Annotated in this window: 21 protein-coding genes; 17 read left to right on the top strand and 4 right to left on the bottom strand. The window is 27.7% G+C overall.

From position 1 onward, the window contains the following. Positions 1 to 2: 2 nt before the first annotated feature. Entirely contained in the window at positions 3 to 791 is a 789-nt protein-coding gene (locus tag LQE93_RS02285; RefSeq protein ID WP_055264691.1) for a hypothetical protein, read from the top strand. Between the two features lie 192 nt (positions 792 to 983). Here the strand turns inward: LQE93_RS02285 and LQE93_RS02280 are convergent, their stop codons facing one another. Continuing rightward, the gene (locus LQE93_RS02280) at positions 984 to 2,144 is read right to left on the bottom strand and encodes a 3D domain-containing protein (protein WP_070205659.1); all 1,161 of its coding nucleotides are present in this window, start codon (positions 2,142 to 2,144) and stop codon (positions 984 to 986) included. Between the two features lie 184 nt (positions 2,145 to 2,328). Between LQE93_RS02280 and LQE93_RS02275 the strand changes: the two genes are divergently transcribed. From LQE93_RS02275 to dhaL, 8 genes are all read left to right on the top strand, one after another. Further along, the gene (locus tag LQE93_RS02275) at positions 2,329 to 3,192 is read left to right on the top strand and encodes a nitroreductase family protein (RefSeq protein ID WP_231071815.1); all 864 of its coding nucleotides are present in this window, start codon (positions 2,329 to 2,331) and stop codon (positions 3,190 to 3,192) included. Positions 3,193 to 3,323: 131 nt separating this feature from the next. After that, positions 3,324 to 4,523, top strand: a complete 1,200-nt coding sequence (locus LQE93_RS02270; RefSeq protein WP_231071813.1) for an alanyl-tRNA editing protein — start codon at positions 3,324 to 3,326, stop codon at positions 4,521 to 4,523. A 77-nt stretch (positions 4,524 to 4,600) separates the two neighbouring features. Then, on the top strand, positions 4,601 to 5,215 hold the full coding sequence (locus LQE93_RS02265) for a Yae1 family protein (RefSeq protein WP_231071812.1): 615 nt from the start codon (positions 4,601 to 4,603) through the stop codon (positions 5,213 to 5,215). Between the two features lie 184 nt (positions 5,216 to 5,399). After that, positions 5,400 to 5,984: a hypothetical protein gene (locus LQE93_RS02260; RefSeq protein ID WP_231071810.1), complete on the top strand. Its 585-nt coding sequence runs from the start codon at positions 5,400 to 5,402 to the stop codon at positions 5,982 to 5,984. 264 nt (positions 5,985 to 6,248) lie between these two features. Further along, entirely contained in the window at positions 6,249 to 6,536 is a 288-nt protein-coding gene (locus LQE93_RS02255) for an ArsR/SmtB family transcription factor (protein ID WP_055264696.1), read from the top strand. A 52-nt stretch (positions 6,537 to 6,588) separates the two neighbouring features. Beyond that, entirely contained in the window at positions 6,589 to 7,908 is a 1,320-nt protein-coding gene (locus LQE93_RS02250; protein WP_231071808.1) for an MATE family efflux transporter, read from the top strand. Continuing rightward, entirely contained in the window at positions 7,902 to 10,223 is a 2,322-nt protein-coding gene (gshAB, locus tag LQE93_RS02245; RefSeq protein ID WP_231071806.1) for a bifunctional glutamate--cysteine ligase GshA/glutathione synthetase GshB, read from the top strand. Before LQE93_RS02250 ends, gshAB begins: the two co-directional genes overlap by 7 nt. Positions 10,224 to 10,528: 305 nt before the next feature. Further along, complete coding sequence (gene dhaL / locus LQE93_RS02240; protein ID WP_055264699.1) at positions 10,529 to 11,170, top strand: dihydroxyacetone kinase subunit DhaL; 642 nt, start codon at positions 10,529 to 10,531, stop codon at positions 11,168 to 11,170. Between the two features lie 150 nt (positions 11,171 to 11,320). Here the strand turns inward: dhaL and LQE93_RS02235 are convergent, their stop codons facing one another. Next, positions 11,321 to 12,205 (bottom strand): hypothetical protein, encoded by an 885-nt coding sequence (locus LQE93_RS02235; protein WP_231071798.1) that lies wholly within the window; start codon positions 12,203 to 12,205, stop codon positions 11,321 to 11,323. Positions 12,206 to 12,380: 175 nt separating this feature from the next. Here LQE93_RS02235 and LQE93_RS02230 point away from each other — a divergent pair, with 175 nt between their 5' ends. Beyond that, the gene (locus LQE93_RS02230) at positions 12,381 to 13,250 is read left to right on the top strand and encodes a radical SAM/SPASM domain-containing protein (RefSeq protein ID WP_231071796.1); all 870 of its coding nucleotides are present in this window, start codon (positions 12,381 to 12,383) and stop codon (positions 13,248 to 13,250) included. 242 nt (positions 13,251 to 13,492) lie between these two features. Here the strand turns inward: LQE93_RS02230 and LQE93_RS02225 are convergent, their stop codons facing one another. After that, positions 13,493 to 15,232 carry an LTA synthase family protein gene (locus tag LQE93_RS02225; protein ID WP_231071794.1) on the bottom strand — a complete coding sequence of 580 codons (1,740 nt, stop codon included), beginning with the start codon at positions 15,230 to 15,232 and terminating at the stop codon, positions 13,493 to 13,495. 114 nt (positions 15,233 to 15,346) lie between these two features. After that, positions 15,347 to 15,667, bottom strand: coding sequence for a TIGR04104 family putative zinc finger protein (locus LQE93_RS02220; RefSeq protein WP_231071793.1), 321 nt, complete (start codon positions 15,665 to 15,667; stop codon positions 15,347 to 15,349). Positions 15,668 to 15,817: 150 nt separating this feature from the next. Between LQE93_RS02220 and LQE93_RS02215 the strand changes: the two genes are divergently transcribed. From LQE93_RS02215 to LQE93_RS02185, 7 genes are all read left to right on the top strand, one after another. After that, the gene (locus LQE93_RS02215) at positions 15,818 to 18,445 is read left to right on the top strand and encodes a cation-translocating P-type ATPase (protein WP_231071792.1); all 2,628 of its coding nucleotides are present in this window, start codon (positions 15,818 to 15,820) and stop codon (positions 18,443 to 18,445) included. A gap of 220 nt (positions 18,446 to 18,665) precedes the next feature. After that, on the top strand, positions 18,666 to 18,917 hold the full coding sequence (locus LQE93_RS02210; protein WP_186838140.1) for a hypothetical protein: 252 nt from the start codon (positions 18,666 to 18,668) through the stop codon (positions 18,915 to 18,917). A 249-nt stretch (positions 18,918 to 19,166) separates the two neighbouring features. Beyond that, entirely contained in the window at positions 19,167 to 20,291 is a 1,125-nt protein-coding gene (locus tag LQE93_RS02205) for an MGDG synthase family glycosyltransferase (protein ID WP_055264721.1), read from the top strand. A gap of 63 nt (positions 20,292 to 20,354) precedes the next feature. Then, entirely contained in the window at positions 20,355 to 20,741 is a 387-nt protein-coding gene (locus LQE93_RS02200) for a desulfoferrodoxin (protein ID WP_231071790.1), read from the top strand. Between the two features lie 109 nt (positions 20,742 to 20,850). After that, complete coding sequence (gene nagZ, locus LQE93_RS02195) at positions 20,851 to 22,068, top strand: beta-N-acetylhexosaminidase (protein WP_231071788.1); 1,218 nt, start codon at positions 20,851 to 20,853, stop codon at positions 22,066 to 22,068. Positions 22,069 to 22,209: 141 nt separating this feature from the next. Continuing rightward, positions 22,210 to 23,043 carry a mechanosensitive ion channel family protein gene (locus tag LQE93_RS02190; protein ID WP_231071782.1) on the top strand — a complete coding sequence of 278 codons (834 nt, stop codon included), beginning with the start codon at positions 22,210 to 22,212 and terminating at the stop codon, positions 23,041 to 23,043. 201 nt (positions 23,044 to 23,244) lie between these two features. Beyond that, complete coding sequence (locus tag LQE93_RS02185) at positions 23,245 to 23,760, top strand: flavodoxin domain-containing protein (protein ID WP_055264708.1); 516 nt, start codon at positions 23,245 to 23,247, stop codon at positions 23,758 to 23,760. The last annotated feature ends 188 nt before the right edge of the window (positions 23,761 to 23,948 follow it).

Below are 23,948 nucleotides of genomic sequence, written 5' to 3'. Positions count from 1 at the left end.
TAATGAAAAAGCTAGTTTTTATATTATTTATAATACCTATGATAATGATTGGATGTGTGGCATCAGGTGAAAAAGATAATAATGAAATAACAGAAGTAAAATTTAAAGATATGATAGATATAAAGGAATTAGAAAAGTTAGATGGAAAGAAGATAAAAATGGTTGGATTCTTTGCACAGAGCTCTCCGTTAGATGGATCAATGGCGTATTTAATGAATATGCCTTATCAGAATTGTGCATATTGTCTACCTAATACAAATCAACTTATGAATACTATGGCGGTATATCCTAAGAAAGGTAAACAAATAGAATTTACAGACCTACCAGTAGAAATTATAGGAACTATAAAGTTTGAAAATATAACTGATCAAATGGGATATTCATATAATTATAGAATAGTTGATGCTGAAATATCTTTAGCAGATGTTGATTCTATGAGTGATGATGTGAAAATATATACTGATTTAGTTGATAGGGGGTTTCCTGATAAAATAAGCAATATAATATTACTTATAAATAATATACAGTCAATTAGAGTTGAGGGAGAAAATTTAGAGTCTGTAGAATTAATTCCAGATGAATTAGTAGAAGAGGTATATGAATTATTTAACGGATTAGATAAAGATAAGTATATTGATGTCCTAGCAATAGTTGATGAGGTAAAAATATTAGTAGATAAAGTTAATAATTCATTAATAACTAAAGATTATGATAGTATGGATGAGTATATAGATAATGAAGTTGAAATTTTTTATAAAGTATATGAATGGTTAATGAAGCCACAAGTATAATTAAATATATATATTTATATAATATTAAACACATTTTCAAATGTAGAATCAACTAAAAATATAATATTTTATTGTTAATTAAGAAAAGCTTGGACATAAAATGTCCAAGCTTTTAACTTTATATCTGCCATAAGGCATCTTTATATTAAACTAAGTTAAATATGATTCATTTGCCATAAATACAAACCTAGTTTACCATTCTCCTGGATAGGCAAGAATAGTAACTTCTACTTGTCTACGTCCCCAGCTAACACACTCACTATGTGTGTTAAAATATACATCTACTATGTTTCCTTTTATAGCACCACCTGTATCTGATGCTATTGCAACTCCATAACCTGATACATGAACCTTTGAACCTAAAGGAATAACATTTGGATCAACTGCAACGGTACTTATTCCATTTGGATTATGGATTGGCTTTAGCCCAATAGCTGTTATGCCACCACCAGTATAAGCTGTTGATTCCATTTGATATGTTGCTTTACCATCTTCATCTAATGATGGAGGGGCAACAGGTGGAGTGTTTGCCTCTTCAATTATAACATTACCTTGATAAATTCCATCTTGAGCTAGTCCAATTACATAAGAGCTAGTTAATTGAGGGAGTAATCCTTCAAGTGTATTAACTGCATCTTGAATTTGTGATATTGAAGAGGTAGAAGAGTTAATAATTGATAATGGGTGCTCAACAAGAGTTTTTTCATTAGCTTCAATTATTGCAAAAACCTCATTTTTTTGTTCGTTAAGTTCATTTAAAGCTGATTGCTGTTCAGACTTCTTACTTTCAACTTCAGCTAAATCTTTAGATATTTCTTCATTTAGTGAATTCAATTCATCTTCATTCTTTTTTAGTGATTCAGAAGTTTGTTCAAGTTTTTCTTTCTTTTCATCTATATCCTTCATAAGTTCTTTATCAAGAGATATTATTTTTGATACAGAATGTATTCTGTTAAATAAATCTGAAAAACTTTCTGAATTAAGAACAAATAATATAATATTAGAAGTAAGGTTGCTTTTATACAGGGAACGAACTCTAATATTAAGTTTATTTTGTGCTTCATCCATTTCTTTTTCATTTTGGATTAATAGGTTTTTAGTGTTTTCTATCTCTATTTTTGTATCTTCAATTTTTCTGTTATTTTCCTCTAGATTTTGATTTATTTCTTCAATTTCTACATCTAAGCTAGAGATCTTTTCATTTATTTGTTTAATTTCCGTGTTAAGTTCTTGGTACTTAACTTTATGTTGATCAATAGATGTATTTTCAGGAGCTGCCATTACAGGAAAAGAAACATTAAAAGTAACACATAGTGCTAAAGCGCTAGCTATTAATTTTAATTCTTTATTCAAAATATACCTCCTAGTATCTAATGGTTACATATCTAGTATATAACATAAACATAAGAAGATGCAAATTTACTCTAGCAAAAGGAATATATGTAAAAAATACACAGTAATGATATAATGGTTATAGTGCATATATTTTGTTATATAAAGATAAGAATAACATGAATATATATTTAGGAGAATAATAATGAGTAATACAAGTAGTATAAATAAAACAATATCTGAAATAATTAAGGAAAGAACCTCAGTAAGGACATATGAAGAATGTGAAATTGATGAAGATAAGATAGTAAAAATTGAAGAGTATATTAATAATTTGAAGGGGCCCTTTAATGAAAAAGTAAGATTTAAGTTAATAAACTCAAAGGAACCTTTAAAGGGAGAAAAGATAGGTACTTATGGAATTATAAAAGGTGCTAATAATTTTATTGCAGTTGCATATGAAAATGGTGAAATGGCATTAGAAGAAGTTGGGTATGAAATGGAAAAAGTAATTCTTTATATAACCTCTCTTGGATTAGGAACTTGTTGGATTGGAGGTACCTTTAATAAGGGAGAGTTTTCGAAGTCTATGGAATTAAAGGAAGATGAGCTTTTACCTATAGTAACTCCTTTTGGTAAGAGTGGAGAGAATAAGCGTTTTATAGAAAAGACTATGAAGTTTTTGACTAAATCAAAAAAGAGAAAAGAATGGTACGAAATTTTTTTCTTAAGAGATTTTTCTGTACCATTGACACCAGTAATTAATTTAGGTTACTTTAAAGAGGTACTTGAAAATGTTAGATTGGCTCCATCGGCACTTAATAAGCAACCTTGGAGAATAGTTAAAGATGGTAATAAATTTCATTTCTATATTAACTCATCTAAGAAGAAAAATGATAAGTTAACATTTGATATTCATAGAATTGATATGGGAATAGCTATGTGTCATTTCGATTTAACATGCAAGGAATTAGGATTAGAAGGAAGGTTTATTAAATGTAATCCAGAGATAACAGATACACCTAAAAATGTTAGTTATGTTATTACTTGGGTCCATGAGAGTGTTTAAGTTAGGTATATATAGATACTTTTTATAGATAAATTATTAAATATGTGGATTTCTAATTTTGAAAATATAAGTGTATTATAATTACTTATGAGAAAGTTTGTCTTATGACAATATAATGGAGGAAAAAGTAAATGGAAAAGTTATACTATTTAGATAGATATATTAAGGAGTTTACAGCTGAGGTTGTAGAGGTTAAAGAGATAGATGGAATGTATCATGTAGCTTTAGATAAAAGTGCATTTTTCCCAGGTGGAGGTGGTCAACCTGGAGATACTGGATTTATTGAAAGTAGTAAAGTAATAGATGTATATGAAGATAATGGAGTAGTTTATCATGTTCTTGAAAAGAAACCATTAAAAATACATAGAGTAAAATGTAAAATTGATTGGGAAAAAAGATATGATGGAATGCAACAACATTTAGGACAGCATGTCTTATCAGGGTGCTTTTACTCATTGTTTAATGCTAATACTGTAAGCTTCCATATGGGAAGTGAAAGTAGTACTGTAGATATTGAGGGATTCTTAGAGGAAGATAAAATAAGAGAAGCTGAAAGATTTGCAAATGAAATAATTAATCAAAATATAGAAGTTGAATTTTTTACGCCAAGTAAATCAGAGCTTAAAAAGATAAAAATAAGAAGAGCTTTACCGAAAACTGATGATGCGATTACTATAGTAAAAATAGGAGATCTTGATATAAATGCTTGTTGTGGAGTGCATCCTAAATCAACTTTAGATTTAAGAATGATTAAGATTAAAAGATGGGAAAAACATAAAGGAGCAACTAGAGTAGAATTTTTAGCAGGGAAAAGAGCTATAGATGATAGCTTAAGGAGAGATAGTATAATTGCGACTATTTGTAAGTCAATGAAATGTGGAGAAAGTGAAATACTGAACATAATAAGTAAATCAGCAGAGGAAATTAGAGAATATCAAAATGAAAATAGAATGTTAAAATTAGAACTAAGTAAATATGAGATAAAGGAAATGATAGAATCTGCAGATAAGATTGGAGATATATCTATTATTAAGAAGATTTATGAAAAGTCGGATTTAAAGCATATTGGGAAGCTTGCAGAAAAGTTAGTAGAAAATAAAAAAACAATAGCGTTGTTTGCTGTAAAATATGATGATAAGTCAAATCTAATCTTTGCATCGTCAAAAGACAATGATATATCTATGAATGAGTTATTAAAGGATGCAATTACCTTAATTGATGGTAGAGGTGGAGGAAGTAAATTTTTAGCTCAAGGTGGAGGGAAAAAATCAAATAATTTAGAAGCCACTATAGATTACGCCTTTATGAAGATAAAAAATAGCCAAAATTAATATACAAACATTTAACATATTCATCCATAATGCATATAATGTAGTATAAAATTAACTATACAAAGGAGATAGGAATTATGGACAAAAGATGTTTTAATGATTTTGATGATTTTGATGATTTTGATTTGAATGAATTTGATTTGGATGAATTTGACCTTGATGATGAAGAAAATATAGAATGTGACAGAGATAGATTTCGTAGAGAAAGAGAATGTGATGAAAATTTTGTAAGCGAATTTGATGAAGATACTTTTACAGAAGGCATAGAAAATAGTAATTGTAATTCTAGAAGTGGACAATGTATTAATGCCATTAATGCAGCTTTTTGTGCTGGAAAAGAGCAAGGATTTAGACAAGGTAGAGCTGTTGGCTTACGAGAAGGTAGAAGAGAAGGTTTTAGAGCTGGATTCAGAAAAGGATTCGAAGAAGGAAGAAGAGTTGGCTTTAGAGAAGGCTGTGAAGCCGGAAAACGTCAAGGATTTAGAAATGGTTTTGAAGAAGGAAGAGAAGTAGGACGTCAAGAAGGTAGAGAGGCAGGAGTAAGACAAGGATTTAGAGAAGGATTCAGAGCTGGGTTTAATGAAGGCTTTAGAAGAGGTAGAGATTGCGTTATAAAGAAAGTATTAGAAAGCTGTAACAATTGTAGAAACATTAGAAACGGTAGAAACTGTAGAAACTGTAGAAACTGTTAGTTATTATAGGTTGTATCAAATTTTGATACAACCTTTTTTGTATCTATTACTTCTATTACATATTTATTATTAATTAGAGTGTTATTTATATTTTGTAATAATTAAAGTATTTAGTGAAATAATAAAATTAGCGGTTGTAATAAATATTACAAAATTTAAAAATTAGACTTTAGGAGGATAAAATATGAAAACAAAGTCATTAGTATTAGCGTTATTTTTAGGAGTAGCCTTATTAGTTGGTTGTGGCAATAATGGTACTACAAATGATACAACTAATAAAGGAGCAACTACTGAAGAAAAAGAAAATACAAATACAAATAATCCTGGAGATGCAGATGTAGTAAGTTCAGCATCTTTAGCAAGTGATGAAGAAACACTTAAAAAAGCTTTAAAAGATAGTTGGATAGTATTATTAAAGAATGATATAACTACAAGTAAAGATTTAGTAGTAGAAGGAGACTTTACTAAACCGGATAAAAATGATTCTTCAAAGATGGTTCCTGCTGGTCGTACAATAGCTCTTTATGAAAATGATGATAATAATACAACTAAATCTTATACATTAACAACACCCAAAATTACTGTTAAGAGTAAGGATACAAAAATAGAAGGTGGAACAATAATTGGAGATATATATGTAGAAGCTGAAGGATTTGAACTTGAAAATGCTAAGATTGAAGGTAATGTGTATTTCTCAAAACAAGAATATAAAGATTCATTTGAAATGGATGATAAGAGCACAGTTACTGGAGTTCAAGAAGTAAAGTAAATTAAGAATAAAAGATAAATATTTAAATAATAATAGTTAATAATAATTTATGGGAGGCATTTAATATGCCTCCTTTTATTTTATTAATTATTACTGTAGTTTAATTAAGTTTATAAATAATGGAAGATCAGAATGATTAGAAAGTAGAATATATTAAATTATATTTAAAAGAAGAAAAAATACTTAGAGTCACTTTGTATATTGACAATGAAAAAGATGTAAACTATATTGAATACATAGATAAGTATCTATATAGGAGGAAAGATGAAAGATAAATATGAAGTAAATGCAAAAATATTTAAAGCTCTTAGCGATCAGAATAGATTGAAGATTATTCATATATTATCAGATGGTGAAAGATGTGCTTGTGAGCTATTAAATTATTTTAATTTCACTCAACCAACATTATCACATCATATGAAAGTATTAATCGACTGTGAATTAGTTACTTCAAGGAAAGAAGGCACTTGGAACCATTATAGTTTAGTAGAAGAAAATGCTAAAGAATTAGTTGATTTTTTGAATGAAATAATATATCCAGAGAGAGAGTAATATGTAGTTACAGGTAGTAAATAAATATATAAAAATTAATCATGGAGGAAAAATGAAAAAAGTTGATTTAACTAAAGGTAAAGTTTTAACAGTGCTTACAGCTTTAGCAGTACCTATAATGGGAAGTTCTTTATTACAATTTACATATAACCTTGTTGATATGCTTTGGGTTGGGGGGCTAGGGAGTGATGCGGTAGCAAGCGTTGGTTCATCAAGTTTTTTTATTGGATTAGGATATTCAATAAATTCTTTAGTTGTTATAGGAGCAGGAATAAAGATATCTCATGCTATAGGTGGAAAAGATAATAATAATGTAAAAGAGTATATAAATACAGGAATAGCTATCAACTTTTTTATAGCAATTGTATATGCTCTAATTCTTATTTTTTTAGGAAAGAATTTTATAGGATTTTTAAATCTAGGTAATCCTATAGTAGAAAGGGATTCATATTATTATCTTGCAATAAATGGACCAATATTGTATTTTTCGTTTTTTAATTTTCTTTATTCAAGGATTTTTGGAAGCTTTGGAAATAATAGCGATGCTTTAAAGATTAATGCGATAGGGATAGCAGTAAATATAATTTTAGACCCTATATTCATTTATATCTTTAAATTTGGAGTTATTGGAGCAGCATTAGCTACATTGATAGCTAATGTAATAATGTATGTATTGTATAAGATGAAATCTAAAGGTTTATTAAAGTATGATAGAAGTTTAAATGTAAATTACGAAAAAGTAAAAGAAGTAGCTAAGTTAGGGTTTCCTATGGCATTTCAAAGAGTGTTATTTACTCTGGTAAATATAGTTCTAGCAAGAATTATTGCAATTTTTGGTACCAATGCTATTGCAGCTCAAAAGATAGGATTACAGATTGAATCTATAACATATATGGTTATAGGCGGTTTAAATGGAGCTATATCAAGCTTTACAGGACAAAATTTTGGGGCCAAGAAGTTTAAAAGAATTAATGATGGATATAATACTGCACTAGCAATTGGAATATCGTATTCTATATTAATGTCCTTAATATTTATATTTTTTAAGGAACCAATAATAAAATTATTTATAAGAGATGTAGATACAAGTTTAATAGCTTATGGATATTTACAAGCAGTAGCTTATTCACAAGCTTTTAGTACAATAGAAATGGTATCTAATGGACTTTTTACAGGACTGGGAAAGCCCAAAATACCTGCGACTATAAGTATAATATTTACTGTATTAAGAATTCCAATGGCATTAGTACTTATTAAGTATTATGGAATAAATGGGATATGGTGGAGCATTGCCATATCAAGTGTTTTAAAAGGAGTAGCAGCTTATTTAATATATAAATTGAAGGTAAGCAAGGAGTATAAAATATGTTAGATAAAATTAAAGATATAATTATAAATAATAAATCAATAGGTAGTTATGGTATTGAAAGGGAAGGACTAAGAGTAACTAATGAAGGAAAGCTAGCCTTAACGCCTCATCCAAAGGTTTTTGAGAAAAAGATATGCAATCCGTATATAACAACAGATTTTTCAGAAAGCCAAATTGAGGTAATTACACCAACATTCAATTCAGTAGAAGAATGTTATAATTTTACAAATGTACTTTATGATATTGTAGCTCAAGAAATTGGAGATGAATACTTATGGCCAATTTCAATGCCCTGTATCTTACCAGAAGATAAGGATATTCCAATAGCTGAATTCTGCGAGTGTCCTATGGGAATAAATGCAAGAAGGTATAGAGAGCAATTAATGAAAAAATATGGAGGCAAGAGACAATTAATATCTGGAATTCATTATAATTTTTCATTTCAAGATGACTTTTTAAAGGAGCTTCATAAAAAGGTAGGTGAAGGAACGTCATTTAGGGAGTTTAAGGATAATGTTTATTTAAAACTTGTAAGAAATTATTTAAGATATAGATGGCTTATAATATATCTTTTATGTGGTTCAAATGTTATTCATGATAGTTTTGAAAAAGAATACATAGAAAGCTTAAATAAGATAAATGAAGATACATATCATAATGAAAGTGCTTTATCTTATAGAAACAGTCAATATGGTTATAAAAATAATATAGATCTTTATCCAAATTATGACTCTGTTAAAGCTTATGTAGATAGTATGAACAATTTTGTTAAGGATAAGGTTTTAGAAAGTCATAAAGAATTATATAGTCAAGTAAGATTAAAAGCAGCAGATATAGATAATTTTTTAGAATCTTTAGAGAAAGATGGAATAAAGTATTTAGAATATAGGAGCTTAGATATCAATCCTTTTGAAAAAGGAGGAATCTCTTTAAATGATTTAAAATTCTTAGAAGTATTTAATATTTTCTTATTGGTTAAAGAAGAAAGTGATTATGAAAAGTGGCAAGAGGAAGCATTAGATAATCAAAAGCTAATTGCAGAGCAAGGATTAAGCAATGTAAATTTAAAGAGAGATGGGAAAAATATTTCTAAAGAAGAATGGGGATTAGAATTATTAAGATATATTAAAAATATTAATGATGAATTAAATTTAGTATCCAATGAAATTATTTTAGAGATGATTGATAAAATTAAAGACTTTAAGATTACTTATGCTTATAAGATGCTTAAAAAAGTAAAATCAGAAGGTTTTGTAGAGGCAAATTTAAGCTTAGCTAAGAAATATAAAGAAAGTGCATATAAAAATAGATTTAAGCTTGAAGGATATGAAGACTTAGAATTATCAACTCAAATTTTAATGAAAGAAGCTATTAAAAGAGGTATAAAAGTTGATGTATTAGATAGAAGTGAAAATTTTATATCATTAAAGAAATGTGATAAAAAAGAGTATGTGGTTCAAGCAACAAAAACTTCTAAAGATAATTATGCAACTATACTAATTATGGAAAATAAGGTAGTTACAAAGAAAGTTTTAGAAGATAATAATATTAGAGTACCTAAAGGTGAAGAATATACTTCTATAGAAGAAGCAAAGGTTAAGAGTGATAAATTTATAGGAAAACCAATAGTAATTAAACCTAAGTCAACAAATTTTGGCATAGGTATTAGTATATTCACTGAAGGTGCAAGTAAAGATGATATGATAAAAGCCTTTGAAATAGCTTTTGAGAATGATAAAACTGTTTTAATTGAAGAATTTATAAAAGGAAAAGAGTATAGATTTTTAGTTATAGGAGACAAGGTTGCCGGAATACTTCATAGAGTACCAGCTAATGTTATAGGTGATGGAAAGAGCACTATAGCAGAACTTGTAGAAATTAAAAATCAAGATTCTTTAAGAGGAAAAGGATATAAAACACCGTTAGAAAAGATTATACTTGATAAAAATGCAGAACTTTTCTTAAAACAAAGAGGACTAGATTTTAATTATATTCCTAAATGTGATGAGATAGTTTATTTAAGAGAAAATTCTAATATAAGCACAGGCGGAGATAGTATAGATTATACTGATGATATTCCGCAAAAATTCAAAGATATAGCAGTAAAGGCGGCTAAGGCAGTAAAGGCAAAAATATGTGGAGTAGATATGATGATAGAAGATTATAAAGAAGAAAATTCACCATATGCAATAATAGAATTAAACTTTAACCCTGCAATTCATATCCACTCATATCCATATAAAGGTAAAGAACGAAAGATTGCCGTTGAAGTACTTAAGTTATTAAATCTTATTGATTTAGGTGATAATCATAAATAAATATTCATGTGCATAAAAAGAGAACTTTTAATTAGTTAAGTATTATATATAGAATAAAAACTCTGCTAAATTATATATTTAGTGGAGTTTTTTAGTAAGAGTTTACTCTTTTCTATTTTATATTTAGCTAATCAGTTAATAAATGTTGTGCAATCTTCTTTTTAAATTCACTTTAAATACAGGGTGTAAATGTTTAAAAATATTAGATTTAGGTATTAACTATGAAAAAAAACAATATTATTTAATATAGTAAATAGTTAATTAGAGTGGGAAAGTAATAGGGGTTAAGGAGTTGAGTAAACATTATGGGATTAACATTAAAAGAGGTACTTTATACATTTGAGAAAATAGAAAAGAAAATTACTTATTATAAACAGTTTTTAAATGAGCTTGATGCTATTATTGGAGATGGAGATCATGGAACAAATTTAAGCAAGGGATTTAAAGTTGCAAAAGAAAAAGTTAAAGATAAAGAGTTTAAAGATTGGGGAGATATATTTAGAACAGTAGGTATGGCTATTTTGTCTAATGTTGGAGGAGCGTCAGGACCACTGTATGGAACTGCATTTATGAAAGCATCTATGATTGGAAAAGAAAAAGTTGAAATTAATATTGAAGATTTTAGAGATATATTAAAGGTTTCAATAGATGGAATTAAGATGCGGGGAAAAAGTGAAAAAGGAGATAAGACTATGCTAGATGCATTAATTCCAGCTTATGAAGAAATTAATTATGGAATAGAAAATAAATTATCTGTATTAAATACGCTTAAGAATTCAGTTGAAGCAGCTAGAAATGGTGTTGAATATACTAAGTTTATAGTTGCTAGTAAAGGAAGAGCACTTTATTTAGGGGATAAGAGCATTGGACATCAAGATCCAGGAGCAACTTCGTCTTTAATTATTTTAGAAGTAATATTTGATACAGTAAATGAATTAAGGAATTAAAATTTAGGTTTTAAGAGGACCTTGTGATGGAATATGTGAAAATGTTTTCGGAAAATTGCATTTATTAAATTGCATTTATTAAAATATAAAAAAGTACGGAAAGATGTATTTAAAGACATTTCGTACTTTTTTTATATTTATTAAATTAATTTATTCGATTACTGTAGTTATAGAATTTATCCAATCATTCTTCAAGATATTTATATCTTTTCCTGTAATATCTTTTAAAGCTTCTTTTGTATTTAATGATTTATAGATTTTAATTAGATTATCTTTGCCAATAGAATATTCTAAATACTTAACAAAGGATGCAGAGTAGATATAAAAGATTGGTTCACTATTATAATCAATATAATTAGGTACACCATTTTTTCCAACTAAATCAAAAGCTGTTAAACTTTCTAACGTTCCACTATTATAAAATTCAAGAGAGAGTTTATCAATGTCACAGCCATTATTAGGATAAGTAGGATCTCCATTAAGTTTATCATTTAAATATACAGCCAAACCTTCTTTAATCCATAAGGAACTACAATCCCAAGCTATTATATGAGTTAATTCATGGATATAGGAGCTAGTGTTTTCCATTACATTATCTACTGATATTAAAGCAGTATGTTCTATATTAATATTTTCATTGTTAAACTCAGGATCGTCCATAGACCAATCTATACTAACAAAAACTCTAGAATTAATATAGTGATCAGAATTTAGATTAATCCCCAAATAATTTTCTATAGCTATAATTCCATTATCAATTTTTTTTGCAAATTCTATCAATTCATCTTCAGTTAAATAATCAGCTCTAGAATATAAAATGGCATATTCTGTGCAATATCGTATATAATCCTTTTTATAATCATAATCAAAAGTATATAATTCATCTAAGTCAAGTTCTTCTTGTAATTCTGTATCTATAGTATCATCTTCGGCTACTATTGGATCAGCATAATTATTAATGCTGTAAAGAGCGTTAGAACATATGATTATAACAATAATAATAAAAGTTAAAATTACAAATCTTATTTTCCTCATAAAATAATAACCTCCATTAAAGTTATAGTATTATATATTCTTAATAATTAATAAAAAGTATAGGAATTTAAAACTTTATTAATATATGAGGAAGTATAGGGAAATGTTCTATTGTATAAATTCATTTTTTTATGGTAATGTAATAACTATAGATTTAATTGATAGAGGTAGACTAATGAAAAGATTTAAAAAGGTTTATATAGAAACAACCAATATTTGTAATTTAAGTTGTAATTTTTGCCCTAAAACTAGTAGAGAGTTAAGGTTTATGGAAGTGGATAGCTTTAAAAAAATAATTGATGATGTAAAACAATATAGTGATTATGTATATTTTCATCTTATGGGAGAGCCATTTTTGAATAAAAATTTAGAGGAATTTTTAGAAATATGCAAAGAGGCTGAGTTAAAGGTTAATATTACGACTAATGGAACTTTAATAAATAATGTTAAGGAAATTTTACTAAAAAGCAAAGCTTTAAGACAAGTTAATATTTCACTTCATAGTTTTGAAGCAAATGATAGTAAAGTGACTTTAGAAGAATATATAACTAATATTACTAGCTTTATAAATGAAGCTAATGAAAATTCCAATATAATCTGTTCAATAAGGTTATGGAACATGGATACTGAAGAGTTAAAGGCTTGTAATAGCTTAAATAGCAATATATTGAGAATTCTTGAAGAAGAGCTTAATATAGAATTTAGTTTAGGTGAAAGATTACAAGAAAAGTCAGGAATAAAGGTAAGAAAAAATTTATATGTAAATATGGCAGAAAAATTTGAGTGGCCTAATATAAATCTAGTAAATGAAGAAGCTGAAGTGTTTTGTTATGGATTAAGAGACCAGATTGGTATATTAGTTGATGGAACAGTAGTTCCTTGTTGTTTAGATAGCGAAGGAAATATTCCGTTAGGAAACATATTCAAAACTCCACTAGGAGATATAATAACATCAAAAAGAGCAATTGATATATATGATGGTTTTTCTAATAGAAAAGCCGTTGAAGAGCTTTGTAAAAGATGTGGATATGCTAAGAGATACTAATTGAAAGAAAGTGCGAAGCACTTTGGTGAGAAGTTTAACTTCGTCAAAGGGGAAAAGTCAGCTAAAGCTGAGGAGAAAATAGTGCCTATGTCAATAGGGAAAAGATATCTAATGAGATAAAATGCTTTTCTTTGCTACTTATAGTAGCATTTTTCCCTTAACGTAGTTAACTTTTCCACGCTACGTAGTAGCCTTTCACTTCGACAAAGTCGACTTTTCACTTGCGAGCCTTAGCTCGCACTTTATTTATTAGAGTAGCTTTCTCCTTCAACTCTATCGTAGGTTAACACATCTAATATAGCATCTCTATCACTAATACTTTGAATATTAGGAGAGTATATTGGTGTTGTTTCCATATGATTTATCATAGTTGATGAAAATTTATCTAAAGGTGTTCCTAACGACTCTATAACTACATATGGAAGATAAAATGTAGATATTTTCGTATCATTCAAATATGAAAAATCTTTATCATAATTATTATATATTAGGTATTTTTGATTATATAAGTTTTCTGTGTTACTAGAGTCTATTCCAAATTGACTATATATATCAGATGTAGGGGTAAAGAATGGATAATGATCCCCAACAAATACTAATATTACATCTTCCTCGAAATTATTTAACCATTCTAAAAACGACTTCAAGTCATCAGAAGTTTTCTTAATACCTTCAAGGTAGTATTTAAGTTCATTTAGGTCAGATGTACCATCTGTAATATTGTCATCATCGTAATACGGTTGATGATTTTGCATAGTAGTAGTAAATATATAACTTGGACTATCATCTTGCTCTAATTGTTGTTTTATTTTCTCAAAAACAGAATAATCATCTATATATCTTCTGAATCTAGTACTATCGTTAATCATATCTTCTTCAAAGAAAAGATTATTAAATCCATAACCACCATAGATAGAGTTTCTACTATAAAAAGAACCGCTAAAAGGATGAATATAAGTTGTATTATATCCTAAATCCTTAAAATAAGATGGTATAGAGTTAGTTAGATTATCATCAGTTAATAGATTATGAGGTATTGATGGTGTATTAAGAGAATACACTGGTAGTCCAAATAGTAATTCAAATTCTGTTCTTGGAGTGTAACCTCCAAAAGTTGGAACAACACAATTACCTATAAAATTATCTTTTGAAATTTCATCAAAGCTTTCGTAGTAAGATGATAAATCTAAAGAAGATTCAAGACTTCTAAAATCACCAAATGATTCAGACATAATAAATATTACATTAGGTTTTTTATAATCATCAGAAGTTTCATTTATTTCAGATAAACTGTTATTTACAAGATATTCAGAATAATTTTCAGGTTTACGTAATCTCGAAGTAAATTTATTAGATGTTGTTTGAGATAAAAATCCTATAAGACCGTTTGACTCGAAGCTCTCGTTTATAGCAAATATATTTGTTGATGTTTCGTTATCTAAATTAAAAGTTGCATAAATATTTGTTGAAGGTTTAGGAAGAAGTATACCTAAAAGTAATGTGCAAATGCAAATGAAGCTTGTTAAAAATCTTCTTTTGAAAGTAAAAGGAAGATTAAAGGTATATTTCTTGCACAATACTATATAACCAATAATTAATATTAAGCATATTATTAAAGGCCAAGTGAAGTTTAGTTTTGCAAACTTTCCTACGTCTCCTATATTTCGAGTCATAACTAAATCACTTAAAGTTAGATGAGTTCCACTAGTTGTATATTTAAAATACTCTACTGTGGAAAGTATATACAAGGTTATACTTAGAATTCCTACTGCTATATGACTCTTTTTTGTAAAAAAGAGTATTGCAAAAAAGAGAACTGAAATTAATAATACGCTATATAAAAATGCTGGAAATTTACTAGTTACAAAACCTAGTAGTTTATTGAAGCTTTGCATATGATTAAATTCAGTAATTAATACAATAAAAATAGGAAAAAAGCAGTAAGTAATAATTTTAATTAGTTTATTATCCTTTAATTTCATATTAACCACCTATATTATAAAAATTTAGTATATATTTTATTATGATACTATATTTTACAAATAAAGCAATTGATAAAAACTTAAATAATTCTTAAATATTCTGTAAATATTACCCTATCTTTTGCTTTTTGATAAATCTTCAAAAATTTCAAACTTATAAGTTAAAGGTTCTATTATAAAAAATAATATAAAAAATAAAATGAATGCTAAAAGATATTTTATCCAAGATTCGATATTTATATAAGCGGAGTCAGTTATGATTGCCCAAAAGATAAAGGTTAATAGCATTATTACACTAAAAATAAATTTAGATTTTATTGATGCGATAAGCTTATTTTTGCATTGAGGACAAGTTATATATTGTGAATGTTTTCTGATAAAAATATCTTTAGTAGAAAATTTATAATTACAATGAGGACATATTTTCTTAAACATTTTAATACCTCCTAAAATTTACAAATATAATACTATGTATTATAAAATTTTTATAAATATTACAGCTAAACTTATTATATTAAATAAAATATTGTTAAAGGATAATACTATAATTATAAATTCATCACAAATTATAGAAGGAGTAATTATATGTATTATAGAAAAGAATATTCTGATGTAATAAAAGAATTAAAAAGTGATGCTGAAGGTATAACAAGTAGCGAAGCCAAAGATAGACTAGAAAGAGATGGATACAATGAGTTAAGAGAAGGATCTAAAGTTCCTATATGGAAAATGTTTTTAGAGAGTTTTAAAGATCCATTAGTTATAGTATTACTTATAGCAGCTATAGTACAGATATTTTTAGGTGAAGTAGTAGAATCGCTTATTATATTTTTAGTAGTAATATTGAATTCAGTGTTAGGTGTTACTCAAACAAGGAAAGCAGAAAGTTCATTAGATAGTTTAAAAAAGTTATCAGCACCAAGTGCTAAAGTACTAAGAGATGGAAAAAAGGTAACTATTCCTGTAAAAGAGATTGTAGTTGGTGATGTTGTATTTTTAGAGGCAGGAGACTATATACCAGCAGATGGTAGACTTATTGAGGCCCAAACATTAAAAGTAGTAGAGGGAATGCTAACGGGAGAGGCTGAGGCAGTCTTAAAGCATACAGGTAAAATAGAGGAAGAAGTAGGAATAGGTGATAGGAAAAACATGGTATTTAGTGGTGCTACTGTTGTTTATGGAAGAGGCAAGCTAGTAGTTACCCAAACTGGTATGAACACTGAAATGGGAAAAGTTGCATCACTTTTAGAAACAGCAGGAAATAAACAAACACCTCTTCAACAAAAGCTTGATGATTTTGGCAAGAAGTTAGGAATAATGATAATGCTTTTAGCAGCAGCTATATTTGCTATTCAAGTTATAAGAGGATATTTAAGCGGAAGCGATTTAAAAGCATTAATTTTTGATTCATTTATGTTTGCGATTGCTGTGGCAGTTGCAGCTATTCCTGAAGCTCTATCTTCAATAGTAACTATAGTATTAGCTGTTGGAACTAAAGATATGGCAAAGAAGCAAGCTATAATAAGAAAGCTTCCAGCAGTTGAAACCCTAGGATCTACTAGTGTTATTTGTACTGATAAAACAGGAACATTAACTCAGAATAAGATGACAGTTGTAGATTTCTTTATGTATGGTATTACAAAAGAAGAAGTTAAAGCAGAAAGTGATTCTTCAGAACAAGTTGAAGCCATGAATTTAAGTTCTACGTTATGTAACGATGCAGATATTACAGAAGATGGAGTTGAACTTGGAGATCCAACTGAGGTAGCACTTTTAAGATTTGCAAATAAAAGAGGGATAGATTATAAAGAGTTAAGAGAAAAATATGATAGATTGAGTGAAATTCCTTTTGATTCTGATAGAAAGTTAATGTCTACTGTAAATTCAATAAATGGAAATGCTATAATGTTTACTAAAGGTGGACCGGATGTAGTATTTAGTCGTGTGACAAAAGCATTAGATGATGGTGAAGAAGTAGATATTTCAGAAGAAATATTAGATAAGTATAGAAAACAAAACGAATATTTTTCTAATAGAGCATTAAGAGTATTAGCTTTTGCTTTAAAAGATGTACCAGACGAGAACTTTGTACCAGCGTTAGAGGATGAGGTAGATATGACTTTAGTTGGATTAATGGCAATGATAGATCCACCTAGAGAAGAAGTGTTTGGGGCTGTAGCTGAAGCAAGTGGAGCTGGTATAAAAACAGTTATGATAACTGGTGACCATAAAACTACAGCAGCAGCTATAGCAAAAGAAATTGGAATTATGCAAGATGGAGATATAGCTTTAACTGGTCAAGAATTAGATGCTTTAAGTGAAGAGGAATTAAAAGAAAAACTTGAACGTATAACTGTTTATGCAAGAGTTTCACCAGAGAATAAGATTCGAATAGTAAAGGCATGGCAAGAAAAAGGTTATATAACAGCTATGACTGGAGATGGGGTAAATGATGCACCAGCTCTGAAACAGGCTGATATAGGAATAGGAATGGGAAGTGGAACAGATGTAGCTAAGGATGCTGCAGCTATGATATTAACAGATGATAATTTTAAGACTATAGTTTCAGCTGTTGAAGTAGGAAGAACTGTATATAGTAATATAAAAAAATCTATTACCTATCTTTTCGCAGGGAATCTAGGTGCTATAATAGCTATTCTATTTGCAGTATTTGTAGGATGGCCAAATCCATTTACAGCATTGCAACTATTATTTATAAATTTGATAAATGATTCTCTTCCAGCAATAGCTTTGGGGCTTGAACCAGCAGAAAAAAATATTATGAGCGAAAAGCCAAGGGATATTAATGAGGGAATATTACAAGGTGGAACATGGCAATCAGTACTTATTAGAGGTATTATAATAGGCGTTGTAGTTATATTAGCTCAGTATGTTGGAAATAGAGTATCACCAGAACTAGGGGCTGCTATGGCATTTTCAACAGTAACAATATCAAGAATATTTCAAACTTTGCCAGCTAGATCAGATAAAGTTACAACATTTAAATTGGGTATATTTAAAAATATATATGCTATTGGCGCTATAATAATATGTCTTTTATTATATTGTTTAGTGCTTATTCCAGGAGTTAGAAGCATATTTGATATACCAGATAGCTTTGGAATGTTTAATTTCCTAATTTGCTTAGGATTTGGATTACTCGCAGCACTAATTATGGATATAAGTAAATTGTTTAATAAAAGAAAAGTTTAAAAAGAATTATTATATAGTATGCATCGTATTTCTTTAAAGTTAGTAATTAACATGTTGTTATTTTATTGAAGTACGATGTATTTTTGTTCAATAAAATATTTATTAAGATAGATGATATAGGGTGTAAATGTTACTTAACTAAATTATAATTAGATGTTTAGTAGGAAGTAAAATAATATGCTATAATATTAGGATAAGAAAATGTATGAGGAGATAGGGTATGGTATTAGTAAGTTGTCCATTAAAGCAAGATGATATAGTTAAATTAATAGAAGAGCATAGAATAAATGGCGAAAAGGTATTTGCTTTACATAATAGAAAAGGAGTAAATCTTTATTTCGATTCTAAAATTGAAAATGATGAAGAAGCATCTTTAATAATTAAAAAAATAATAAAGTCTTATAAATATAGTAGTGCATTAATGTATAATGTTGTAACTTGTGATGGAGAAAAAATAAATTGGTATAAATAGATAGAATCAAATTTAGGATATCTTAAGAATATATTAAGATATATTTAAAGAAAAATAGGGGATTAAGGTGATATAATAGGTTATGGTATTATCATAGATAATAGAGCTATGTATGAAATGCGTAGTAAAGTTATTAAAAATGATATATAATATACAAACGAATATTTATCACAATTAAAAGTATACAAAATTGATAAATACATAATTTTAGAAATGTATTTAGATATTAGAAGAGGGAGCATGCAAAAAATGAATATACTGATTTTATCAGCATCCACTGGTGGAGGCCATATGAGAGCTTCAAGAGCTATAGAAAATTACATGAGTGAGCATGATAAAAGTGCAAATGTTAAAATCGTAGATAGTTTATTATATATTAATCCAATATTGAATAAAACAGTAACAAGTGGATATGTATATTTGGCAACAAAGACACCAAAAATATATGGTAAAATTTATGAACTAACAAATAAAGAAGATCGTTGGATTAGTTTTGTCAATAGATTAAATTATTTATTTGCAAATAAATTGTTACCGTTAATTGATGAATTTAAACCGGATGTTATAATTACAACACATCCATTTCCAACAGAGATGGTATCAATACTTAAAGCAAAAGAGCTTGTAAATATACCATTAGTATGTATAATGACAGATTATGCGCCACATAAAACGTGGGTAAACCAAAAAGTTGATGCGTATATAGTTTCAAATGATGATATGGTTAAAGAAATGAGCAAAATAGGTGTTAGGGAAGAGGTCATATATCCATATGGTATTCCTATAGAGCAAGTATTTTTTGAAAAAAAAGATAAGGATTTAGTATTAAATGAGTTAGAGTTAAATCCAAATCTACCAACAATATTAATGATGGCAGGAAGCTTTGGAGTAACAAACGTTTTTAAAATATATGAAGATATAATTAATATAGATAGAGAATTTCAGGTAATTGTTATTACTGGAAAAAATCAAAAGTTGTATGATGAATTTGCTAAAGTAATAAATAAGAGTGAAAAGCATACAAAATTAATATATTTTACTGATGAAGTTAACAAGTTTATGCAAGCAGCTGATATTATAATAACTAAGCCAGGTGGTTTAACAATTACTGAAGCTTTAGCATCTAATATACCTATGGCAATATTTGATGCTATACCAGGACAAGAAGAGGAAAATGCAGAATTTTTAATAAATCACAATATGGCAATTAAATTAGAAAAAAATCAAAGCTGTGATAAGCTAATAGAAGAATTATTAATGAACAAAGAAAAATTAAATAATATGAAAGAAGCTTGTAGGTCTTTTGATAAAAATGATTCATCTAAAAATATTTGTGCATTAATAAATGAATTAGTTGAAAATAGTAAAATGTAGTATTAATGTATAAGTGGTGTAATATATATAGTATTGGTTAATTGATTTTAATGGGGGTATTAAATGACAAAAACGAATGCTATTTACAAGTGTAATATATGCGGAAATATAGTTGAGGTATTACAAGAAGCTCCAGGAATGCTAGTATGTTGTGGGAAGCCAATGATTTTAAAGGATGAAAGAACAAAGGAAGGTGTTGGAGAAAAACATATACCAGTAGTAGAAAAGAAAGATGCTGGAGTATTTGTTAAGGTTGGAGAAGTTGAGCATCCAATGCTTCAAGAGCATCATATTCAGTGGATAGAAGTTTTAACTGATACAGAAGTTTATAGATTAAATTTAAAATCAGGAGATAAACCAGAAGGATTATTTAATGTAGATTACGATAATATAGTTTCAGTAAGGGAATATTGTAATTTACATGGTTTATGGTCTATTAATTTAAAATAAAGCAACAATTGTGTACTTAGAATAACTAGGTACACTTATTTTTTTGATTAAAGTAAAGATAAAATGTTAATATATAATAAGTATAATTTTAATTTAAAGAGGTATAAGAATGAGAAGTATTAAAATTTTTATGATATCTGCATTTATGATATTATTAATGGCAGGCTGTGGGGGAGATAGTATAAAGGAAGAGAGTAGTAATGAATATAATACTGAAAAACATACTGAAGAAACTAAAGAATTAGATAAAATAAAGGAAAAGATAGATTCTATGACGCTAGAACAGAAAATTGGCCAACTTTTTATAGTAGGTTTTGAAGGAGATATAATAAATGATGAAATTATAGATCTTGTAAATAATCAAGAAGTTGGAGGGCTTATATATTTTTCAAGGAATGTTGTAGATTCAAATCAAATAATAACTTTAAATAATGAAATAAAAGATATAAAAAAAGATATTCCTTTATTTATATCTGTAGATGAAGAAGGAGGAGTTGTTTCAAGAGTTCCAGATGAATTCCTAAAACTTCCTTCAAGTGGATACATAGGTAAATTTGATGATGAGAATTTAAGTTATAATATAGGGAGTATTATTTCAAAAGAATTAAAGAGTCTTGGATTTAATATGGATTTTGCTCCAGTACTAGATATTGATAGCAATCCAAATAACACAGTAATAGGGGAAAGAGCTTTTGGTAATAATGCAGACATCGTTTCAAAATTAGGAATAAAAACTATGGAAGGGTTAAGAGATGGTGGAATAATTCCCGTAGTAAAACATTTTCCAGGTCATGGTGACACAGATATTGATTCGCATTATGGATTACCTATAGTTACAAAAACATTAGAAGAGCTTAATAACTTAGAGTTTATTCCGTTTAAAAATGCTATAGAAAATGGTGCAGATGTAGTTATGGTTTCAAGTATAATATTATCAAGTATAGATAGTGAATATCCAGCAACTATGTCAAAGAAAGTTACAACTGATATTTTAAGAAATAAGTTAAATTTTGATGGAGTAATAGCGACAGATGATATGACTATGGGGGCTATCATGGATAATTATAATTTGACAGATGCTGTCATCATGGCTATAAATGCAGGAAATGATTTAATACTTGTTTGCCATGGATATGATGATATTATAAAATCAATATCAGCTGTTAAAGATGCTGTTAGTAGTAATATTATATCAGAAGAAAGAATAGATGAAAGTGTATATAGAATCTTAAAATTGAAAGAAAAATATAGAGTAAATGATGATATAATAAGTAATGAAATTGATATTGAAGGTATAAACTTAGAAATAAATTCTTTACTTAACTAAGAAAGATTATAGATATATTGATTTGGAAGTAATTGTTATTGAAAAAAATTCTTTTTTAAATTAATGTATAAAAGAAAGCTATTAATAATAGGCGAAGAATTAAATTATAGTTAAAAGTAGCAAATGAAAAATGGAGGAAGTATGACGATGCAGTTAGAAAAAATATTGGACTTTTCAGTTAATTGGATTTTGACTGAAGGAGTTAAGATAGGAATAGGTCTTTTAGTATTATCTATTGGATGGAAGTTAATAAAAAAATTTAAAAAGTTTATAAATTCATTAATGGATAAAAAAAATGTAGATAAGACTTTAGGAAATTTTTTAGATACTTTTATAGAAGTTGTATTAAAGATTTTATTGATAATGATCGTTATGGAAATTGTAGGACTTAAAGCAACAGGATTAGCAGCACTGTTTGCATCAGCAGGATTAGCTATAGGGCTTGCACTTCAAGGAAGTTTATCAAACTTTGCTGGAGGAGTAATAATTCTTTTAATAAGACCTTTTAATGTAGGTGATTATATTGAAGGAGCAGGACATTCAGGAATAGTTGAAAAGATAAGTATATTTTATACTTGTTTAGTTACTCCAGATAATAAACAAATATTAATTCCAAATGGAGCCTTAGCTAATGATAGTATAGTAAATTATTCTTCTAAAGATACAAGAAGAGTAGATTTGGTTTTCGGTGTATCTTATGATGATGACATATTTAAGGTAAAAAGAATTCTTACACAAGTTGTAGAAGCTAATGAATTGATATTTAAAAATCCAGAGCCATTTATATCAATAAATGAACATGGTGAAAGTTCTATAAATTTTGTTGTAAGAGCATGGTGTAAAACATCTGATTATTGGACAGTTCATTTTGATTTGTTAGAGAAGGTTATGGTTAAATTTAATGAAGAGAATATAAGTATACCTTACCCACAAATGGATTTACATTTAAAAGATGGGAAAATACAAGGAAATTAATGATATATAATTAAAGAAAAGATTATTGCATAACTATAAAATGCAATAATCTTTTTTATTATATTATAAAAGTGCAAAAGTTATAATTTAAGGAATTATATAATATAAAAAAACATAATAATTAACATTATATAATTTATATTTATAAGATATATGTTTTTATAAAAAATGAAATAAATTAACTATGGGGTGAATTGAGAAATGAAAACTTTAATTATATATGGGAGTAACCATGGATGCGCAAAAAAATGTGCAGAGCTTTTAGAAGAGAACTTAAAAGGTGAAGTAGATATTGTTGATATAAGAAAAGATATAACTCTTGATTTAAATAATTATGATAAAGTTGTAATTGGTGGATCTATTTATATGGGAAAAATTCAGAAAGAGATAGAAGAAGTGTGTGAAAGTTATTGCGATAATCTTAAAGAGAAAAAATTAGGATTATTTATTTGCTGTATGAATGAAGAGAATGTTGAAAAACAAATTAAAGATAATTTTCCGGAAAAGTTGATATTATCTGCAAAAGTTCAAGGGTACTTTGGAGGGGCTTTTAATTTTAAAGATATGAACTTTTTTGAAAGGTTTATAATTAGAAAAGTATTTAAATCGTTAGCAAATACTAATGATAAATTTAAAGGGATTGATATGAAAAAGTTTGTTGACATGATTGAAAGAGAAAATATCGAGAACTTTGCAAAAGCAATGAACGAGATTTAAATATAGGAAGATAAGTTATGTATAATAAAAGATAAATTTCATATAATAACAATATAGCCAACTAACTTTTGCTTTTAAAGTTATAGGTGGTTATGGGGCGTTGCAGGACAAAATGCAACGTCTTTTAATTTGCTTAAAAAAATGGTAGCACATACATAAATCTAAACGTATTATAACAGTAAAAGGTA

This window comes from Clostridium sp. NSJ-145 (genome assembly GCF_021044725.1).
Lineage (GTDB): Bacteria > Bacillota > Clostridia > Clostridiales > Clostridiaceae > Clostridium > Clostridium disporicum_B.
Note: the sequence above shows the minus strand (reverse complement) of the source record. Positions and strands in the feature narration are given on the sequence as shown.